Below are 16,885 nucleotides of genomic sequence, written 5' to 3' on the forward strand. Positions count from 1 at the left end.
TCGACCGTGGCGGGGGTGACGCCGCCGATCACCCGGACCAGGTCGGTGCGGCCCGGCCCGGTGTCGTGGGAGAGGTAGTCGGTGACCTCCAGGCGGGACCAGCGGGTGCGTACGGTCATCGTGCCCGGCAGGTAGCGCTGGCCCAGGGGCAGGCCGCCGTGGGCGGGCGCGATCGCGAACACCCCGGCCTGGCGGCCGCCCAACACCTCGGCGAACAGGGCGTTGGAGTCCGGTTCGGGGTGGCAGAACCACAGCAGACGCGCGTCCGGACCCAGGAGCGCCACCGACGCCTGGTTGGACAGCATCGACATGCGCTCGATCGGGGTCGGGCGCTCGCCGAACACCCACGAGCGGCGCTCGGTGGCCAGGAGGGACAGCAGGGTCGCCGCCGCGGGGGTGCTGGGCACGCTGTGCGCGGCCGCCGTGCTCTCCTCGCCGACCCGCACGCCCGCGTCGGCGCCGGTGTTGAGGTTGACGAACACCGGCTCCTCTCCGTCGCCGCCGCCGATGTAGAGGATCGCGGTGGCGTCGACCTGCTCGCGCAGGAGTTCGAGGGCGGCGGACTTGTCGGCGGGCGGGGCGTCGGGGCCGGTCCCGGGGTGGTGGGGGTCGATGGTGAGGTCGGTGTCGAACTCGGTCCCGTAGGCGCCCACCAGGCGGACCTCGGCGGGCAGCCGGGAGAGCGCGGCCAGGTCGCGCAGGGGGCGTGCGGAGACCACCGCGCACACGGTGCCGGGCAGGTCGGCCAGGTCGCGCAGGGCGCGGACTGCCTCGGGGAGCGGTCCCCGCTGGTTGGTGTCGACCGGGGTCAGGGCGCCGTCGTAGTCACAGGCCACGAGCAGGCGCGAGGTGCGGGCGAGGGCGGAGACCCGCTGTCTGACGTCGAGGGGAAGGGCCTCCGGCGTCGTGTCCGTGGGTCCCTGCGGGGCCGCCGGAGCCGCCTTGACCACCTGGGTGAGCGTCACGTTGCCTCCTCCACCGGTCCATTACCGACCTGGGAAATAGGTGAGATGTAGGACTCCGCGCGCACGCGTCCGGATCACAGGGTTCTGTCATGGAGAACGTAGTCCCGGGAACGCGGGGCACGCGATGGACTTCGCGGGCCTTGGAGCAGACCTAAAGAACATTTGGCATTCAAACGGATAAACAGGGCATCCGTGCTGTTCTGTAAAAGATCAGGTGCCTCAGAAGTCAACGCGAGACTACCCGCGCCTCGCACGTGCGCGTGCACGCGCTTGTGGAGGTGTAGACCACTCAATCTGCCCATACGTATACAAGACGGACCCCGCCCTCGGGTCGTGGAAACGGGTCCACGGCCGGGGGACGGGGTGCGGGGATACGGGTACGGGGAGGTGGGGGCGGCGAAGCGCCGGGTCAGGAGCTCGACGACTCCCACTCCGGCTTGCGCAGGTGGTGCACCCACGCGGGCGGGATGTTGGCGAACACCTTCTCCGAACCGATTCCGTAACGGTCCAGCCAGTCCTGCACCACCCAGCTGGTCCGCGCCTGGCGCAGGTAGTCCTCCCGGCGGGCGATCACTGCCTTGACCTCCTTCGTGTACAGGTACCCGTAGAAGGAGAGGGTCCCCCCGGGGCGCAGCACGCTGAAGTAGTAGTCGAGGATGCCGCGCACCGTGTCGGCGGTGAAGTTCGCGAACGGCAGACCGGACACGATCACGTCGTAGGTGCGGTCGGTGCCCATCTCGTCCACCAGGCACGCGTGCACCTCGGCGGCGTCGGCGATCCGCGACATCACCGGGTCGGTCTCCAACAGGCGCTCGACGTACGACGCGAACTCCGGGTTGGCCTCCACGAGGTCCACGGTGTCGCCGGGGCGCATCGCGGCGGCGATCCCGCGGCTGATCGCACCGGTCCCGGCACCCGCCTCCAGGATGCGCAACGGCTCGTCGGGATCGGGTCGGTGGCGGATGTGCTCGGCCATGGCGTGGGCCAGGGCGCTGCTGCTGGGCACGATGGAACCCGTCGCATGGAAGGTGCGCAACGCCTGGCTGAAGAAGAGTCTGGTGTCACGCAGACGCTCCTCCAGCCGGAGGGCGGCCAGGGGTCCGGTGGGGCTCTGGGTCTCGGACATGGGTTGAACGCTAACGCCTCACCGCGCCCCAGGGGAGTCCGCGCGGCCGTTTGTCGGGGAAACACCGCGTGTCCATCGCCACCGGTCGATCGGGAACCCTCCCGTCTCACCCGCTCCATACGCCACCTTCGCACCGCGTTCCCCAGCCCACAACCCGCGACCCGCCAGCCCCAGCACCAGCGACACGAGCGCCCCCGGCGGGGCCGCCCGTCCGGAGGCGCGGCGACGGCACGCCCTACGCTGAGGGGCATGAGCGACGACTCCACCGCCTCCGAACCCGCGACCGCCGCCCCCGCGAGGACCGCGCTGGTCACCGGCGCCTCCAGCGGGATCGGCGAGGAGTACGCCCGCCGCCTGGCCCAGCGCGGATACGGGCTCGTCGTGGTCGCGCGCCGCCGCGCGCTCCTGGACGAGCTCGCCGACGACGTCCGGGCGCGCTACGGGGGCACCGTCGAGGTCCTGCCCGCCGACCTCGGCACCACCGAGGGGCTCACCGCCGTCACCGCCCGGCTGTCCGAGGACGGCACCGGGGGCCCCGCCCCCGTCGACCTGCTCGTCAACAACGCCGGTCGCGGCGACGGCGGCACGTTCGCCGAACAGGACCCCGGTGAGATCGACGCCATGATCGACCTCAACGTCCGCGCCGCCCTGCACCTGGCCCGCGCCGTCCTACCGGTGCAGATCGCCCGCCGCGCCGACGGATTCGAGGGACCGCTCGGCGTGGTGAACGTCGCCTCGATGGCCGGGGAGGTCCCCGCCAACCCGGGTGGTTCCGTCTACGGCGCGGGCAAGAAGTTCCTGACCGTGTGGAGCGAGAGCGTGGCCGCCGAGGTACGCAGGCACGGCGTCCACGTCACCGTGGTGCAACCCGGCTTCGTGCGCACCGACATGACCCGGGGCGTGCAGGAACAGGGCATGCCCGAGTTCGCGTTCGTGTCCAAGGAGCAGGTCGTGCGCGACTCCCTGGTCGCCTGGTCCGCCGGGCGCCCGGCGGTCGTCCCCGGGGCCCAGTACAAGCTGGCGGACGGCGTCCTGCGGCTGCTGCCCCGCCCGCTGATCCGCGCCGTCGCCCGCCGGATGGCCTGACCAGGGTCTCTCACCATGTGGGACATTCGGTCCCCGGTTGGTCACCGGGTGTCGGTTGCGCCTACCCTGGTACCGCACTGTCGGTCGAGGAAAGAGACCATGAAGACCTTCGAAGAGCTGTTCGCCGAGCTGTCCGAGAAGGCACGCTCCCGCCCCGAGGGGTCCGGGACCGTCGCCCAACTCGACGCCGGCGTCCATGCCATCGGCAAGAAGGTCGTCGAGGAGGCCGCTGAGGTCTGGATGGCCGCCGAGTACGAGTCGGACGAAGACGCCGCCGAAGAGATCTCGCAGCTCCTCTACCACCTCCAGGTCCTGATGCTGGCCCGCGGCCTGCGGCTCGAGGACGTCTACAAGCATCTGTAGGCCGGTGTCGCGCGCCCCTCACCGGGCGCCGGCGCGCCGGCCCACCGGACGTCCCCGAACCACACCCGAGCCGAACCAAGGAACCGTCATGCCCGACATGCTCCGTATCGCCGTGCCCAACAAGGGCCAGCTGTCCGAACCCGCCGTCCAGATGCTGGGCGAGGCCGGGTACCGGCAGCGCAAGAGCAGCCGCGACCTCGTGCTGGTCGACCCCGACAACAACACCGAGTTCTTCTTCCTGCGACCCAAGGACATCGCCGTCTACGTGGGCGAGGGCATCCTCCAGGCCGGGATCACCGGCCGCGACATGCTGCTGGACTCCGGCGCCCCGGTGGACGAGGTCCTACCGCTGGGCTTCGGCGGCTCCACGTTCCGCTTCGCCGCACCCGACGGCGGCGGGATGGACGTCTCCGACCTCGACGGCAAGCGGATCGCCACCTCCTTCGACGGTCTGCTCCGCGCCTACCTGGAGGAGCGCGGCATCGACGCCCGCGTCATCCACCTCGATGGCGCGGTGGAGAGCTCGGTGCAGCTCGGCGTGGCCGACGCGGTGGCCGACGTCGTCTCCACCGGCACCACCCTGCGCAACGCGGGCATGGAGACCTTCGGCGACCCGATCCTGGTCTCCGAGGCCGTGGTCATCCGCCCCACCAACGCCCCCGAGGACCGGCAGATCGACCAGCTGCTGCGCCGTCTGCGCGGCGTCCTCGTGGCCCGCGACTACGTGATGATGGACTACGACGTGCACGCCGAGAACCTGGAGGCGGCGGTGGCGCTCACTCCGGGCATGGAGGGGCCGACGGTCTCCCCGCTGCACCGTGAGGGCTGGGTGGCGGTCCGCTCGATGGTGCCGCGCAAGGAGGCCCAGCGCATCATGGACGACCTCTGGCAGCTGGGCGCCCGCGCCATCCTGGTCACGGACATCTACGCCTGCCGACTCTGACCGTCCCGGCCGGGGGCGTCCGCCCCCGGCCGCCCGGGTCCGCCTGGCGGTCGGCGCGGGTCGCCGGGAGCCCCGCCTCCGGTGGTGCTCAGTCGGGCACGACGGTCAGGACGGTCTCGTCGCCGTCCTCGGCGACCGTGACGGTGACGTGCAGGACCCTGCGTTCGGCGTCCCACCGCGACGTCCATCCGCCGTCCCCGGCCGGGGTGTCCACGGTCAGCCCGAACCCCTCTCCGGGACCGTCTCCGAAGGCGTCTTCGGGCAGGTACAGCTCGGTGGCCCCGGACACTTCGGCGCTCTCCTCGTAGCGCACCGTCAGAGCGCCGCTGGCACCGTCGGTCCCCCACTCCCGGGGTCGGCCCGCCACCGCGCGGGGGTAGGCGCGGTTCATCACGTGTGCCAGGGGCCCGGGGGTGAGTTCCTCCCCCTCGGCACGGTCCTCCCAGGGGCCCCAGCCGTCGTGGTCGTTGGACCAGTAGACGCGCCCCGCCGCCATCGACTCGGTCTCCTCCAGCATCCGGGCCACGAACTCCGGGGCACCCGCCCCGGACATGTCCAGGCCGAACTCGCCCAGCACGACGGGCGCCTCCAGGCGCTCGCCCACCACCCGGACGTTGCGCGACCACAGGTCGACGCTGGCGTCGACCTGTCTCCTGGCCTCCCCCTCGTACGGCTGGCCGAGGTCCATGGGCAGGGCGTACATGTGCGGTGCGTACACGATCCGGGGGTCCCCCTCGCGGGGGTCGTCCAGGTGCGGCAGGAACGAGGGCAGACCCCAGTTCACGCCCACGGCCTGCCCCTCCACGAAGATCCACGTGTCCTGGTCGGCCTCCCGGACACGCGCGATGGACCGGCGGTAGAGCTCGGCGAGGGGGCCCGCCTCGAAGTCGGCGCCCTGGAGGCTACCGCCGAAGGGTTCGTTCATGAGGTCGTAGCCGAGGACGGCGGGGTGCCCGGAGAACCGCTCGGCCACGTGCCCCCAGGCGTCGGCGTAGGCGTCCATCAACCCGGGGTGCTCGCCGGTGGTGCCCCAGAAGTGGTCGAAGGCGCGCACGACGCCGGGCTCCAGGTAGACCAGCTCCCACATCTCCCGGCTCTCCACCCGCAGCCCGTCGTTGTGGGTGGCCCACTCGGGGGCGCCGTTGCCGGAGTGCTCCTCGGGGCTGGTGTAGCGGCCGTACAGGTCCTGGTGCATGTCGATCAGCACGTGGTACCCCCGGTCGGCGTACCACTCGACGCGTTCGGCGACGGCGTCCAGGTACTCCTCGTCGTAGACGCCCTCCTCCGGTTCCACGGCCTGCCACTGGATGAGGAAGCGGACGACGTTGGTGCCCATGGCGTCGTACTCGGCCTGGACGTCGTCCTCGGTGATCCAGGGCAGCCGGTCGGGGGCGCCCTTGGCGGAGCCGGAGGTGTTGAGGCCGTGGAGGAAGAGCGCCCGGCCCTGGTCGTCGGTGAGGTAGCGGGTGGGTCCGGGTTCGTGCCGGGTGGCCGTGGCGGCGACGCCGCCGGCCACCAGTACGAGCACGGCCAGGACGGCCGTGGAGAGCCCGCGCTTGCCGGTGCGCCGCAATCTCGCTCCTGGGGGAGGTGTGCCGAGTGCTCGGAGGGGGTGCGCAGGAGTCACTCCGGGGAAGAGCGCCCTGTGATGATGAGAGCTGAATCACTATCATGCAAAAGGTGAATGATATTCGCAATAGCTCCCCGCCCTTCCCCCTCCGCCCCCTCGTCCTCCCGGCCGCCGCCGGGATCGCGACCCTCGTTCCCTGCCTGCTCTTCGCCAACCCCGCGTTCCTCACCTGGCTGGGGTCCCGCGCCGCCTGGCTCACACTGCCCACTTCCCTGGGCGTGCCCTTCGCCTTCCCCCGGCTCGGCCTCTCCGCCGTCGTCGGCCAGCCCGACTGGCACCTGACCACCGAGCTCCTGGGCGTCGTCGTTCTCGCCTCCGTCACGGGCTGGTGGGTCCACCGGGCGTCGCGTGCCCGCCCCGGAGCCAACTCCTGGCGCGTCCTGCTCTCCGCCTGGGCCGGGGTGCTGCTGGGCCTGGCCCTGGCCAACGCCCTGCGCGCGAGCGCCGCCGTCCTGGCCGTGGGCGCCGGGCCGGTGGCCCTGTTCTCCTACGCGCTCGCCGGAGCGTTCACCGGGACGGTGTGGGCACTCTGCCTGGGCTGGGCGTGCGCGGTGCCCGCGGCGCTGGTCCACCGGTTCACCCCGCGTCCGCCGACGCGACCGGCTTGACGCCCGCACCCGCGCACACCCGTGAACCCTCTCGATCCGGTTCGCTACCAACGGGTTGAGGGAGGGGTGTCGGTGCCCCGACCAGTCAGGGCGGAGACGCCCGCTCGGCGCGCGCCCGAGAACGACTGCGGTCTGTCGCCGAACAGGTGAACCTCGTCGGCCCGGCTCGCTACCAACGGGTTGAGGGAGGGGCCTCGGTGCCCCGACCAGCCAGGGCGGGGACACCGGCGCGCCCATGGGCGGAGAACCGGGCGGGGAACCGGGCGGGGAACCGGGCGGAGAACCGGGCGGGGAACAGGGCGGAGGCACGGGTTGGAGCGGTCGGACTCGGACACCACCCCCGACAGCGTGCTGCTGGAACGGGTGGGGCGGGGGGACGAACAGGCCCTCGGGCAGCTCTACTCCCGATACGCCTCCGTGGTGCTCGCCTTCGTCCTGGCCCGTGCCCCCGACCGGGGAGTCGCGGAGGAGGTCGGCGCCGACGTCTGGTTGGCCTGCTGGCGGTCGGCGCCCGCCTTCCGGGGAGACAGCCAGGTGCTCACCTGGCTGCTCGGCATCGCCAAACGCCGGTTGGGGTCGCACACGAGAGGACGCCGCCTGACCCAGGTCCCACTCGACGAGGAGACCGACACGATCCCATCCCACGAGGACGGCCCGGCCGACCTCGTGGTGTCGGCGGACGCCACCCGCGCCCTGGTCGACATCCTCCACGCGCTCCCTCCCGACCTCGCGGAGACCGTGACCCTGGCCTGGCTGCACGAACTGCCCTACGACGAGGTCGCGGCGCTGGTCGGAGTTCCGACCGGCACCGTGAAGAGCCGGGTGTCACGGGCCCGGCGAAGGCTGCGCGCCGTACTGAGGAGGCAGGATGCCTGACCGACACGAAGACCGGAACCTCCGGGACGCCCTGCGGGTGTGGGACGCGGAACGCAGACCCCAGGCCCCGCCGTTCACGGCGGTCCTGCGCCGGATCGCCGCCGCGCCCTCCCCGCTGGACCGCCCCCGGTGGCCTGTCGTCCACGTCCTCCGGCTGGCCATGGCGCTGGCCCGCGCCCAGCTGCGGATCGTGCCGTGGCTGGTGGTGCCCGCGGCACTGCTGACGGCGGCCCTGGCGGCGCTGGCGGCGCGGGTCCTCGGAGTCGGCCAGGACTCCTCCGTGGTGGTCACGGCGTTCTCCTCCCTCATGCTGGTCGGCGTCGCGGTGACGGTGACGATGGCCCTGTCCACGGCTGGCCCCGACGCACTGTCGCTGAGCACTCCGCTGGGACCACCGGTGGTGGTGATGGCCCGGGTCACGGTGGTCCTCGGCATCGACGCGTCCGCGGGGGTCCTGGCGTCATGGGCCGTCGCGTCGTGGGGGGCGGGCGGCGGGTTCGCCGCCGTGCTCGCGGGGTGGGCGGTGCCGCTCGCGGTGGTGGCCGGTCTGGTGACGTGCGTCGCGCTGTGGACCACCCCCTGGGCCGGGGCCGTCACGGGCCTGCTCCTGGTGCCGTTCGTCAGCCCGCGACCCGAGGTGGAGACCGGGGTGGCCACGGTGGTCGGGCTGCTGTGGGAGATCGCCACACCGACCGCGGCGGTGGTGCTGGGAGCGGGGTTGCTCGCGGCGGCGGCGGCCTCCTCGCACCGGGCGTTGGCCAGCGGCGCCACAGCGACGGCCTGACACCCGACGTCGAGGCTCGCCCGCCCCCGATCCTCGCGGTGACGGGTGGGGACGACGGGATGGGTGACGGAGGGTGACGGGTGGCGGGGATGGGTGACGGATGGGTGACGGATGGCGGGTGGAGACGGCGGAATGGGCGGCGGGGATCGGCGGCGGGTGGGGTCGGGCGTGAACCCGAAGCTCGCCGGACGCTACTCACCCGGTGAACACCATGCGAGGAAGGGGGAGCACGTGACGGGAGCACTGATCAGGGCGCAGGTACGCGCCACCGGTGCGGCGACGACCGCGCCGCCGCTCCTGGCGGGGATCGTGGTGGCCGGTACGCTCCGGGGCGCGGAGCTCGTGCTTCCGGCCGGGTCCGCGGCGCTCCTGGCCCCCTGGCTGGTGTCGGTCCTCGTCCTCTGCGCGGGCCTGTGCGTCGCGGTCGCGATGACCGACGACGGGCTCGTCGAACTGCACGAGTCGACGCTCGTCCCGTTCCGGGCCGTGCGGCTCCTGCGGGCCGGTCTGGTCAACGCGGCAGCCGCCGTCGGCGCCGTCCTCGCGGTGCACGGGTCCGGCCCCTGGCCCCGGGAGGAGGGGTGGACCGCGCTCCTCTCCACGGTCGGTGCTGTCGCCGTCCTCACGGCGGTCGCCTTCTGCGTCTGCGGGTGGTCCGGCACACCGGCGGCCACCGCCCTCGCGGTCGTCGCCGCCTGGTTGCTCCTGACGGTCGCGTGGGACCCGCACGTTCCTTCGCTCCACCTCCAGCGCGGGCTCCCGCTCGCCGTGGCGCTGGTGCCCGCGGTGGTCACCTGGCGACGGCTCCGCGACTCCGAACGCCTCATGACGGGGGCCGTGTCATGACCCTCCTCGCGCTGGCCCGGACACACGCCACCATCGCCCGTCGGCAGTGGGCCCTGTGGATCACCGCGATCCCCCTCGCCGCGTTCGCCACGCTGCTCGCCACCGTCTCCCCGCGCAACCCCGGTGCCGGGGGAGCGGCTGACCTGGCCTTCACCGGGCAGGTCGTCGCCGTCCTGTGCGGCATCGCCTACGCGGCCGCGTTCACCGGCCTCTTCGCCGCCCCCGGCCGGTCCGGTGTGCGCGAGGTGGAGGCCGCGGCCCCCCTCCCCCCGGTACGGCTGCGCGCGGCACGGCTCCTCGGCACCTGCGCGGTGGCCGTCACCCCGCCCCTGCTCGTGCTGTCGGCCCTGGGCGCCGTCCAGACCAACGCCGACCGACCGTGGTCCCTGCTGGCGGCCGTGGGCGTGACGGTGACGATCGTGGTGCCGGCCGCACTGCTCGCGATGACGCTCTCCGGACTGCTCGGGTCGGTCCTGCCCCGAGCGCTCGGCCGGGTCGCGGCCGTGCTGACCTGGCTCTACCTGACCCTCTCCACCCCGCTGGCGCCGATCCCGCACCTCAACGGCACCGTTCTGGGGGTCGTCGGGGACCCGGTCGCCTCCGGCTACTTCGGATCGCCGCCCGTGTACGCACCGGCGGGCCCCCTCGGCCTCGAAGGCACCCCCGTGACGGCCACCGCCTCCCTGCTGTGGCAGGCCCTCCTCGTCATTCTTCTGACCATGGCGGGGTCCGCCCTGGCCCATCGCCCACGGACGTGGTGAAAGGTACGACGTGCACATCTCCCTCGACCGCGTCTCCAAGGACTTCCGGCGCCGCCCCGCCGCCCTCGACAACCTCACCCTCGACCTGCCGACCGGGATGATCGGTCTGCTGGGGGCCAACGGCGCGGGCAAGTCGACCCTGATGCGGGTCCTGTGCGGCCTCATCGCACCCACCCGCGGGCGTGTACTCGTCGACGGCCGGGACCTCGCCGGGAGCGCGACGCGTCGCGCCCTCAAGAAGGTGCTCGGCTACCTGCCGCAGCACATCGAGCCCTACCCGAACCTCACCCCGGTCGAGTTCCTCGACTACGTCGGTGTCCTCAAGGGCGTCGGGGGCTCCCGGGAGCGCCGACGCCAGGCGGTGCGGCTCCTCGAACACGTGGGACTGGCCGAGGACGGGCACCGGCGCATGGGCGGCTTCTCCGGCGGCATGCTCCGCCGCGTCGGCATCGCCCAGGCTCTGGTGGGCGATCCCGCACTGTTGGTCGTGGACGAACCCACGGCAGGGCTCGACCCCGCCGAGCGGGCGCGGTTCCGGACCCTCCTGGCCGGAATGGGGCGGGACCGCACCGTACTGCTGTCCACCCACATCCTCGACGACGTCGCCCAGGCGTGCCCGTACGTGTGCGTGCTCGGCGCCGGGCGCGGACTCTACGACGGGCCCACCGAAGGACTCGTCGACGCCGCCCGGGGGCGCACCTGGCTCACCGGCCACGGCACGGCCCCGCCGCCGGAGGGGGCCGTGGTCGTCAACGCGATCACGGTCGGCTCCGGCACCAGGTACCGGATCGTCACCGACACGCCCCCGCCCGGAGCCCACCCGGTCGAGCCGGGTCTCGAAGACGGCTACATGGCGCTGACCTCGACCAAGGAGAAACGATGACCACCGACCCCCCGACCCCCGCTCCGCCCCCGGAACGGCTCCGTGAGCGCGCCGTGCTCCGCTGTCGCGGGCTGCGCCTGGAACGGGGCGGAACGACCGTCCTGGACGGTCTCGACCTGACCGTCGAGCCGGGACGGGTCCACGCGCTGCTGGGGCGCAACGGCGCGGGCAAGTCCACGACCTTCCGGATGCTCCTCGGGCTCCTACGCCCGGACTCGGGCACGGTGGAGGTCCTGGGCGCGGACCCGGCCGACCGTGTCGGACGCGGGGTACTGGCCCGGGTGGGGGCCAGCATCGACGGCCCGGCGGTCTACGACCATCTCAGCGCGTTCGACAACCTCCTCGTGCACGCCCGGCTCACCGGCACGTCGCGCGGCCGGATCGAGGAGGTGCTCGACGTCGTCGGGCTGGCCGGTACCGGACGCAAGCGGGCCAGGACCTTCTCCACCGGCATGAGGGGCCGACTGGCGTTGGGCGTCGCCATCCTGACCCGCCCCGAGCTGCTCGTGCTGGACGAGCCGCAGAACGGCCTCGACCCCCAGGGCATCGTCGAACTGCGCACCCTGCTGCGCGCCTACGCCGCCGAGGGACGGACGGTCCTGGTCAGCTCGCACCAGCTCGGCGAGGTGGTGCAGCTCGCGGACGACATCTCCGTCCTCGGCGGGGGCAGGTGCCTGTACCGGGGGCCGTTGGCGCGGTTCGCTCCGCCGGAGCGGTTGGAGCAGGCCTTCCTCGACCTCACCCTGCCGACCGGGACCCGGGTCGGTGCCCCGTGACGGCGACGTGGCGGACACTGAGCGCGGAGGTCGTGCGCACCCGGGGGTCGGCGGCCGCCCTGTTCCCGGTCGCGGGCCTGGTCATCGCGGCGATCAGCTCCGCCGGCGTGCTCATCACCCCGCAGAGCGGGGAGCGGGCCGCCCTGCTCTGGCAGATGCTCTACGTCACCGGCATGGCGGCGGGGCTGCTCACCCTCCTCGCGGGGATCACCACCGCCCGCGAGGAGAAGGCCCGTGAGGCGGGCACCCCGTGGCGGCCGGTGCGCCCGGGCACCGTCGTTCTCGCCAGGTTCGCCGTCCTCGCCTGCCTGTCGGCGCTGTTCCACGCGCTGGCGTTCTGGACGGTCGCGCCGGTGTCCCTGCTCGCCGGAGCGCCCGTCGACACCGCCGGTGTCCTCCTGGCGGGAGCGGTGTGCTGGGCGGCGACCCTGGGAGTACTGGCGGCGGCCTTCGTCGCCACCGAGCGCTGGGGGACGGTTCCGGTGTTCCTCGCCGCGTGGGTCTGGCAGCTGTGCGGAACCCTCGCGGCCGAATCGGCGGCCTGGGTGTTCGTACCACCGACCTGGGCGGTGCGTGCCATGCTTCCGGTGCTCGGGGCCCATCTGAACGCCGTCCCCCTGGCCCCGGGGCATCCGTTGGCCGACGAGTCGCCCATGCCGGCGCTCGCGTTGTCCGTGGGGCTCATGGTCGTGGTGCTGTTCGTGCGGCTGGTGGTCCCGGCTCCGGGGAGGTCCGGACGGAGCGGCGATCCCAGACCGGTGGGGCGCCGCTCCACGCGGGAGGGGGCCCTCGCCGGGATCGGCGCGACCCTGCGCGGGGGGCCCGTCGTGCCCCTGTGCCTGGGCGCGGCGGCCCTGTGCCTGGTGACGGCGGCCGTCTACCCCGTCGGATACCTGCTCGGGCTGTACACCTTCGCGCTGCTGCCGATCGGGGCGAGCGTCACCGCGGTCCTGTTGTGGGGTCTGCTGGCACCGGGGTGGCGGCTGCTCGTCCCGCGCCGCCCGGGAATGCCCGAGGCGGTCCAGGTCTGGTTGATCCGGTGCGTGGGAGCCATGACGGCGCTCGTGTTCGCCCTCTGCCTGATCCCTTCCGTGTTGAGCGGCGGACCGGCCGCGCACACGGTGTCGCCGGAGGTGCTGCGGGCCGGTGCGCTCTGGCTGATCCTCGGTACCGCGTGCGGACTCGGGGCGCTGTGGCTCACCGTCCGCCACGGACCGGGATGGGCGCTCGGGGCGACGTCGGTCGTGGTCGTGGTGAGCGCGACCTTCGGCGGGGACGTCCTCGCCCAGACCTGGATGTGGCTCCTGGGGCCGATGGCCTGGCCGCTCAGCGCGGACACCCCGGGCCGGTTCGCGACCGCCTGTGTGCTGGGCGCGGGTGCGGTGCTCGCGGCACGCACGCTGGCCCTGCGCGCCCTGCGGACGGCGGACGCCCGGGCCCGGTGAGGGCCCCGGCCCGGCCCGCGGCGGCCGGGGCCGACGGCCCGGGCCGCCGCGTCCCGAGGGACGGAACCGCGTGCTGGCGTCCCGAGGGTCGGCATCGCGTGCTGGCGTCCCGGGACCGGCATCGCGTACCCGTGCCCGGGCCGGCACGACGTGCCCGCGCCCCGGGATCGGCTCGGAGCGGACCGGCCGGACCGCTCAGCCGTCGCCGCGCGGGGTGCGGCGGGCCTGGAGCGCGGCCCAGACCAGGGGGATCTGCAACGGGACGCGGCTCCAGGCCACGACCCTGTTGTCGGCCACGCGGGGAAGGCGCCCCGAACCGGAGTCCAGCGCCATCTGGACGTTGGCGGGCCACACCGCCAGTAGCAGCGCGGCACTGGCCGTCCCGGCCCACGGACGACGGGTCAGCAGGCCCGCACCGCACACCAGCTCGGCCGCGCCGCTGCCGTACACGAACGCGCGGTGCGCCGGAAGCCGACGCGGCATGATCGCCTCGAACGGTCCCGGGGCCGCGAAGTGCAGCAGGCCCGATCCCACGAACAGCGCTCCCAGCGCGATCGGGGCGGCCCCGCGCAGTCTCTCCAGTCGTTCACCCATGGTCGTGCACACTCCTCTCGTGGCGCGCCGGTGACCAACCTACCCACCGGCGGGCGAGGCGGCACCGGCCCGGGCCCGTTCGCCGGGCGGAGCCGCGGTCCCGCCGGACACGACGCGGTCTCCGGGGCACAATGTGGGGCATGAACCAGCCAACACGCGTGTCCGCGACCGAGGAGGAGACCGTCACCCTGGCCCGGGTGACCGGTGAGACCGGCGGTGACCTGGTACTTCGCCGGGTGGGTGCGCATTATGAGATTTTCAGTAACGGGGTGTTCCTCATGGACACCCGCGACGGCACGTCCGAACGCGAGATGGTGCGCGCGAGCCTGGCCGCGCTTCCGCAGGGTCGTTCGCACGCCCGTGTGCTGGTCGGGGGGCTGGGCGTGGGCTTCTCGGCCCGTGAGGCGCTGGACCACCCCCGGGTCGCCCGTGTGGACGTGGTGGAACTCGAGCCGCAGGTGATCGCCTGGCACGACGACGAGCTGGGCGAGGCGGCCGACCACGTCCACCGCGACCCCCGCTGCCGGGTCCACAACGCCGACATCGTCACCTGGCTGGCCGAGGCCTCCGCCGCCGATCGGCCCGTCCGCTACGACGTGATCTGCCTGGACACCGACAACGGCCCGGACTGGACGGTGGTCGAGAACAACAACCGCCTGTACGAGGAGGCGGGGATCGCCCGGCTGACCCGGCTGCTCGCCCCCGGCGGCGTGCTCTCGTTCTGGAGCGCCAACGCCGTGGCCTCCTTCGAGGCCCTGCTGCGGAGCCGCTTCCGCACGGTGGAGGTCGTGGAGGTGGTGGTGGCCAGGGGGGTTCCGGACGTCGTGTACCTCGCCTCGGACCCCCTGACGTGACCGGGGCCGGGGCGGATCAGCCCTGCTGGCGGGACATGTAGCGGGCGAACTCCTCCAGCGAGATGCGCTGGTCGCCGTCGCTGTCCATCGCGCGCACGACCTCGGCGGCCTGCTCGTCGGTGGTCTGGTCGCCGAGGTTGCGCATCAGCGAGGCCAGCTCTTCGGCGCTGATGAGGCCGTCGTTGTCGGTGTCCACGAGGGTGAACGTGGCGGCGTACTCGGTGGTGTCGGCCATCGGTGGCTCTCCGGAATCTGCTGGGGAACGGGCTCGCGCCAGGCTATCGAGGCGAGCGCGGAGGGGCCACCGGGAGCCTCGCCCCCGAGGGGCCGCCGCCCCGCCGGGTGGGCGGCGGCGGCCCCTCGGGGTCCACGCTCACACGGGTCAGTGCGTGTTCGTCGAGGCCTTCGAGCCGACCCAGCGCGCCACCACGGTGAACGCCAGGACCAGCACGAACAGGCACAGCGCGGCGCCCCAGGCGCGGTCGATACCGGCCTCGAAGGGCTGAGTGGCGCCCCGGTAGAGCTGCATGGGCACCGCGCCCTGCGGACTGCCCTGGAACGCGGTCACGATCAGGCCGGTGCCGAAGGCGGTCAGCAGCAGCGGCGCGGTCTCGCCGATGCCGCGTGCGATGGCCAGCATCGAACCGGTGGTCAGGCCGGGGGCGGCGGCGGGCAGCACCGTGTGCACGATGGTCTGCCACTTCCGGGCGCCCAGGCCGTAGCTGGCGTTGCGCATCTCGTTCGGGACCAGGCGCAGCATCTCCTCCGACGACCGGGTGACGATCGGCAGCATCATCACCGCGATGGCCACCGCGCCGACGAAGGTGCCAAAGCCCATGCCGCCCCAGCCGATCACCAGCAGGCCGTACACGAACAGACCCACGAAGATCGACGGGATGCCGGTCATGACGTCGGTGAAGAAGCGGATCGCGGACGTGAGCCGGTTGGGCCCGTACTCCACGATGTACACGGCCGTGGCGATGCCGAACGGGATCGACATGAGGACGGCCAGCGCCATGATGTACAGGGTTCCGAAGAACCCCGCCGCGTAGCCGCCGCCGTCGCGCCGGGGCGGGGGCTCGGTCTGGGTGACGAAGTCCAGGTTGACCACGCCGATGCCTCGGCGGGTGACCTCGAAGACGATGAGGACCAGCGGGATCATCGCGACGACCATGGCGGCGGTCAGCACGACGGTGGCGCCGCGGTCCTTGAGGCGCCGGAACGACGAACCGGCGGGCCGCTGGCTGAGGGGGACGTGCTTGCCGGGGGGAGTGGAGGTCATGGTGCTCATACGGCGGCGTCTCCCGTCATGCGTCCCAGACGCCAGACGACGACGCGGGCGAGGATGTTGACGATCATCGTGACCAGGAACAGGGCGACACCGATCGCCATCAGGGCGGTCCTGGACTCGGGGGTGGCCTCACCGAAAGTCGCCGCGATGTGCGAGGCCATGCTGCTGCCCGTGCCGAACAGGCTCGCTCCCCACGACTGGGAGCCGCCGATCAGCATGAGTACCGCGATGGTCTCGCCGAGCGCGCGGCCGAGGCCGAGCATGGCGGCCGCCACGATCCCGGAGAAGCTGGCGGGCAGGACCACGTTGCGCAGGACCTCCCACCGGGTGGAGCCCAGCGCGTAGGCGGCCATGCGCTGCTCGACCGGGTGTACCACGATGACCTCGCGGATGATGGCGGTCATGATCGGCAGGATCATGATGGCCAGCACGATCCCGGCGGACAGGTAGCCCACTCCGCGGATCGGGCCCTCGAAGAGGAAGAACCAGCCGAGGACGCTCTCCAGGAACTCGAAGAACGGCCGCAGCACGTTCGGCAGGAACCAGTGCAGGCCCCACAGACCGAAGATGACGCTGGGGACCGCCGCGAGCAGCTCCACCGTGTAGGAGAGCGGCTTGGCGATCCGGCGGGGGGCCAGGTGGGTCAGGTAGAAGGACACCATGATCGCGAGGGGGAGCGCGATCACGATGGCGATGGTCGCGGTGACCAGGGTGCCGTAGATGAACGGCCAGGCACCGTAGGTGCCGGTGATCTCGGAACGGGAGTTCCCCGACTGCCACTGCTCGCCGGTGAGGAACCCGAAGAAGCCCTCCTTGGCGAAGACGGGCCAGGCCTCGGTGGTGGTGCGCAGGACCATCAGGGCCAGGATGACCAGGACGATGGTGCCGCAGGACGCGACCGCCCACTTGAAGAGGGGGTCGGCCAGCCTCCCCTTGCTCGACCTCAGCGTCGTGCCCCGCCGGGGTTCCTCCGGGGCCGGGGCCTCAGGGGCCTCAGTGGACATGGTGCTTCTCCTCTGGTGACTTTCGTGGGAGTGGGAGAGCGGTCAGGCCC

General features: G+C 72.8%; 19 protein-coding genes. 12 read left to right on the top strand and 7 right to left on the bottom strand.

Annotated features, from left to right (window positions below):
• Both ACFYL4_RS26690 and ACFYL4_RS26695 read right to left on the bottom strand, forming a co-directional pair.
• A partial coding sequence (locus tag ACFYL4_RS26690) for a trehalase-like domain-containing protein (protein WP_387522051.1) occupies positions 1-965 on the bottom strand: 965 nt, incomplete at its 3' end.
• Positions 966-1,374: 409 nt separating this feature from the next.
• The gene (locus ACFYL4_RS26695; protein WP_387522053.1) at positions 1,375-2,091 is read right to left on the bottom strand and encodes a class I SAM-dependent methyltransferase; all 717 of its coding nucleotides are present in this window, start codon (positions 2,089-2,091) and stop codon (positions 1,375-1,377) included.
• Between the two features lie 249 nt (positions 2,092-2,340).
• Between ACFYL4_RS26695 and ACFYL4_RS26700 the strand changes: the two genes are divergently transcribed.
• The 3 genes from ACFYL4_RS26700 (at position 2,341) to hisG (ending at position 4,483) form a co-directional block, all read left to right on the top strand.
• Entirely contained in the window at positions 2,341-3,177 is an 837-nt protein-coding gene (locus ACFYL4_RS26700; protein WP_387522055.1) for an SDR family NAD(P)-dependent oxidoreductase, read from the top strand.
• A 99-nt stretch (positions 3,178-3,276) separates the two neighbouring features.
• On the top strand, positions 3,277-3,540 hold the full coding sequence (locus tag ACFYL4_RS26705) for a phosphoribosyl-ATP diphosphatase (protein WP_017546893.1): 264 nt from the start codon (positions 3,277-3,279) through the stop codon (positions 3,538-3,540).
• Between the two features lie 88 nt (positions 3,541-3,628).
• Positions 3,629-4,483, top strand: a complete 855-nt coding sequence (hisG, locus tag ACFYL4_RS26710) for an ATP phosphoribosyltransferase (RefSeq protein ID WP_357769809.1) — start codon at positions 3,629-3,631, stop codon at positions 4,481-4,483.
• Positions 4,484-4,571: 88 nt separating this feature from the next.
• On the opposite strand, the gene ACFYL4_RS26715 is transcribed toward hisG, so the two are convergent.
• The gene (locus ACFYL4_RS26715; RefSeq protein WP_387522057.1) at positions 4,572-6,056 is read right to left on the bottom strand and encodes a cellulase family glycosylhydrolase; all 1,485 of its coding nucleotides are present in this window, start codon (positions 6,054-6,056) and stop codon (positions 4,572-4,574) included.
• Positions 6,057-6,154: 98 nt separating this feature from the next.
• On the opposite strand from ACFYL4_RS26715, the gene ACFYL4_RS26720 reads away from it, so the two are divergent.
• The 8 genes from ACFYL4_RS26720 (at position 6,155) to ACFYL4_RS26755 (ending at position 13,092) form a co-directional block, all read left to right on the top strand.
• Entirely contained in the window at positions 6,155-6,721 is a 567-nt protein-coding gene (locus ACFYL4_RS26720; RefSeq protein WP_387522058.1) for a hypothetical protein, read from the top strand.
• Positions 6,722-7,033: 312 nt separating this feature from the next.
• On the top strand, positions 7,034-7,597 hold the full coding sequence (locus ACFYL4_RS26725) for an RNA polymerase sigma factor (RefSeq protein ID WP_387522060.1): 564 nt from the start codon (positions 7,034-7,036) through the stop codon (positions 7,595-7,597).
• A complete protein-coding gene (locus tag ACFYL4_RS26730) occupies positions 7,590-8,381 on the top strand; it encodes a hypothetical protein (RefSeq protein ID WP_387522062.1) in 792 nt (263 codons plus the stop codon). The genes ACFYL4_RS26725 and ACFYL4_RS26730 overlap by 8 nt, the downstream gene beginning before the upstream one ends.
• A 231-nt stretch (positions 8,382-8,612) precedes the next feature.
• Complete coding sequence (locus ACFYL4_RS26735) at positions 8,613-9,227, top strand: hypothetical protein (protein ID WP_357769802.1); 615 nt, start codon at positions 8,613-8,615, stop codon at positions 9,225-9,227.
• The gene (locus ACFYL4_RS26740) at positions 9,224-9,988 is read left to right on the top strand and encodes a hypothetical protein (RefSeq protein ID WP_387522063.1); all 765 of its coding nucleotides are present in this window, start codon (positions 9,224-9,226) and stop codon (positions 9,986-9,988) included. Before ACFYL4_RS26735 ends, ACFYL4_RS26740 begins: the two co-directional genes overlap by 4 nt.
• A 10-nt stretch (positions 9,989-9,998) precedes the next feature.
• Entirely contained in the window at positions 9,999-10,871 is an 873-nt protein-coding gene (locus ACFYL4_RS26745; protein WP_387522065.1) for an ATP-binding cassette domain-containing protein, read from the top strand.
• Positions 10,868-11,647, top strand: a complete 780-nt coding sequence (locus ACFYL4_RS26750) for an ATP-binding cassette domain-containing protein (protein WP_387522067.1) — start codon at positions 10,868-10,870, stop codon at positions 11,645-11,647. The genes ACFYL4_RS26745 and ACFYL4_RS26750 overlap by 4 nt, the downstream gene beginning before the upstream one ends.
• The gene (locus ACFYL4_RS26755; protein ID WP_387522069.1) at positions 11,644-13,092 is read left to right on the top strand and encodes a hypothetical protein; all 1,449 of its coding nucleotides are present in this window, start codon (positions 11,644-11,646) and stop codon (positions 13,090-13,092) included. The genes ACFYL4_RS26750 and ACFYL4_RS26755 overlap by 4 nt, the downstream gene beginning before the upstream one ends.
• Before the next feature lie 195 nt (positions 13,093-13,287).
• Here the strand turns inward: ACFYL4_RS26755 and ACFYL4_RS26760 are convergent, their stop codons facing one another.
• Complete coding sequence (locus tag ACFYL4_RS26760; protein WP_387522071.1) at positions 13,288-13,686, bottom strand: DoxX family protein; 399 nt, start codon at positions 13,684-13,686, stop codon at positions 13,288-13,290.
• Between the two features lie 131 nt (positions 13,687-13,817).
• On the opposite strand from ACFYL4_RS26760, the gene ACFYL4_RS26765 reads away from it, so the two are divergent.
• Positions 13,818-14,540, top strand: coding sequence for a spermidine synthase (locus ACFYL4_RS26765; RefSeq protein WP_387522073.1), 723 nt, complete (start codon positions 13,818-13,820; stop codon positions 14,538-14,540).
• Between the two features lie 16 nt (positions 14,541-14,556).
• Here the strand turns inward: ACFYL4_RS26765 and ACFYL4_RS26770 are convergent, their stop codons facing one another.
• The 3 genes from ACFYL4_RS26770 to pstC form a co-directional block, all read right to left on the bottom strand.
• Positions 14,557-14,775 (bottom strand): EF-hand domain-containing protein, encoded by a 219-nt coding sequence (locus tag ACFYL4_RS26770; protein ID WP_357770047.1) that lies wholly within the window; start codon positions 14,773-14,775, stop codon positions 14,557-14,559.
• 147 nt (positions 14,776-14,922) lie between these two features.
• Complete coding sequence (gene pstA / locus ACFYL4_RS26775; protein ID WP_387522075.1) at positions 14,923-15,831, bottom strand: phosphate ABC transporter permease PstA; 909 nt, start codon at positions 15,829-15,831, stop codon at positions 14,923-14,925.
• Complete coding sequence (gene pstC, locus ACFYL4_RS26780; protein WP_357770049.1) at positions 15,828-16,835, bottom strand: phosphate ABC transporter permease subunit PstC; 1,008 nt, start codon at positions 16,833-16,835, stop codon at positions 15,828-15,830. The genes pstA and pstC overlap by 4 nt, the downstream gene beginning before the upstream one ends.
• Between the last annotated feature and the right edge of the window lie 50 nt (positions 16,836-16,885).

The sequence above is a fragment of the Nocardiopsis sp. NPDC006938 genome, from assembly GCF_042869555.1.
Taxonomy (GTDB): Bacteria; Actinomycetota; Actinomycetes; order Streptosporangiales; family Streptosporangiaceae; genus Nocardiopsis.

Coding starts and splice junctions, on each gene's coding strand:
- ACFYL4_RS26695 (WP_387522053.1), bottom strand. CDS start 2,091: ATGTCCGAGACCCAGAGCCCCACCGGACCCCTGGCCGCCCTCCGGCTG.
- ACFYL4_RS26700 (WP_387522055.1), top strand. CDS start 2,341: ATGAGCGACGACTCCACCGCCTCCGAACCCGCGACCGCCGCCCCCGCG.
- ACFYL4_RS26705 (WP_017546893.1), top strand. CDS start 3,277: ATGAAGACCTTCGAAGAGCTGTTCGCCGAGCTGTCCGAGAAGGCACGC.
- hisG (WP_357769809.1), top strand. CDS start 3,629: ATGCCCGACATGCTCCGTATCGCCGTGCCCAACAAGGGCCAGCTGTCC.
- ACFYL4_RS26720 (WP_387522058.1), top strand. CDS start 6,155: ATGCAAAAGGTGAATGATATTCGCAATAGCTCCCCGCCCTTCCCCCTC.
- ACFYL4_RS26730 (WP_387522062.1), top strand. CDS start 7,590: ATGCCTGACCGACACGAAGACCGGAACCTCCGGGACGCCCTGCGGGTG.
- ACFYL4_RS26740 (WP_387522063.1), top strand. CDS start 9,224: ATGACCCTCCTCGCGCTGGCCCGGACACACGCCACCATCGCCCGTCGG.
- ACFYL4_RS26750 (WP_387522067.1), top strand. CDS start 10,868: ATGACCACCGACCCCCCGACCCCCGCTCCGCCCCCGGAACGGCTCCGT.
- ACFYL4_RS26760 (WP_387522071.1), bottom strand. CDS start 13,686: ATGGGTGAACGACTGGAGAGACTGCGCGGGGCCGCCCCGATCGCGCTG.
- ACFYL4_RS26765 (WP_387522073.1), top strand. CDS start 13,818: ATGTGGGGCATGAACCAGCCAACACGCGTGTCCGCGACCGAGGAGGAG.
- ACFYL4_RS26770 (WP_357770047.1), bottom strand. CDS start 14,775: ATGGCCGACACCACCGAGTACGCCGCCACGTTCACCCTCGTGGACACC.
- pstA (WP_387522075.1), bottom strand. CDS start 15,831: ATGAGCACCATGACCTCCACTCCCCCCGGCAAGCACGTCCCCCTCAGC.
- pstC (WP_357770049.1), bottom strand. CDS start 16,835: ATGTCCACTGAGGCCCCTGAGGCCCCGGCCCCGGAGGAACCCCGGCGG.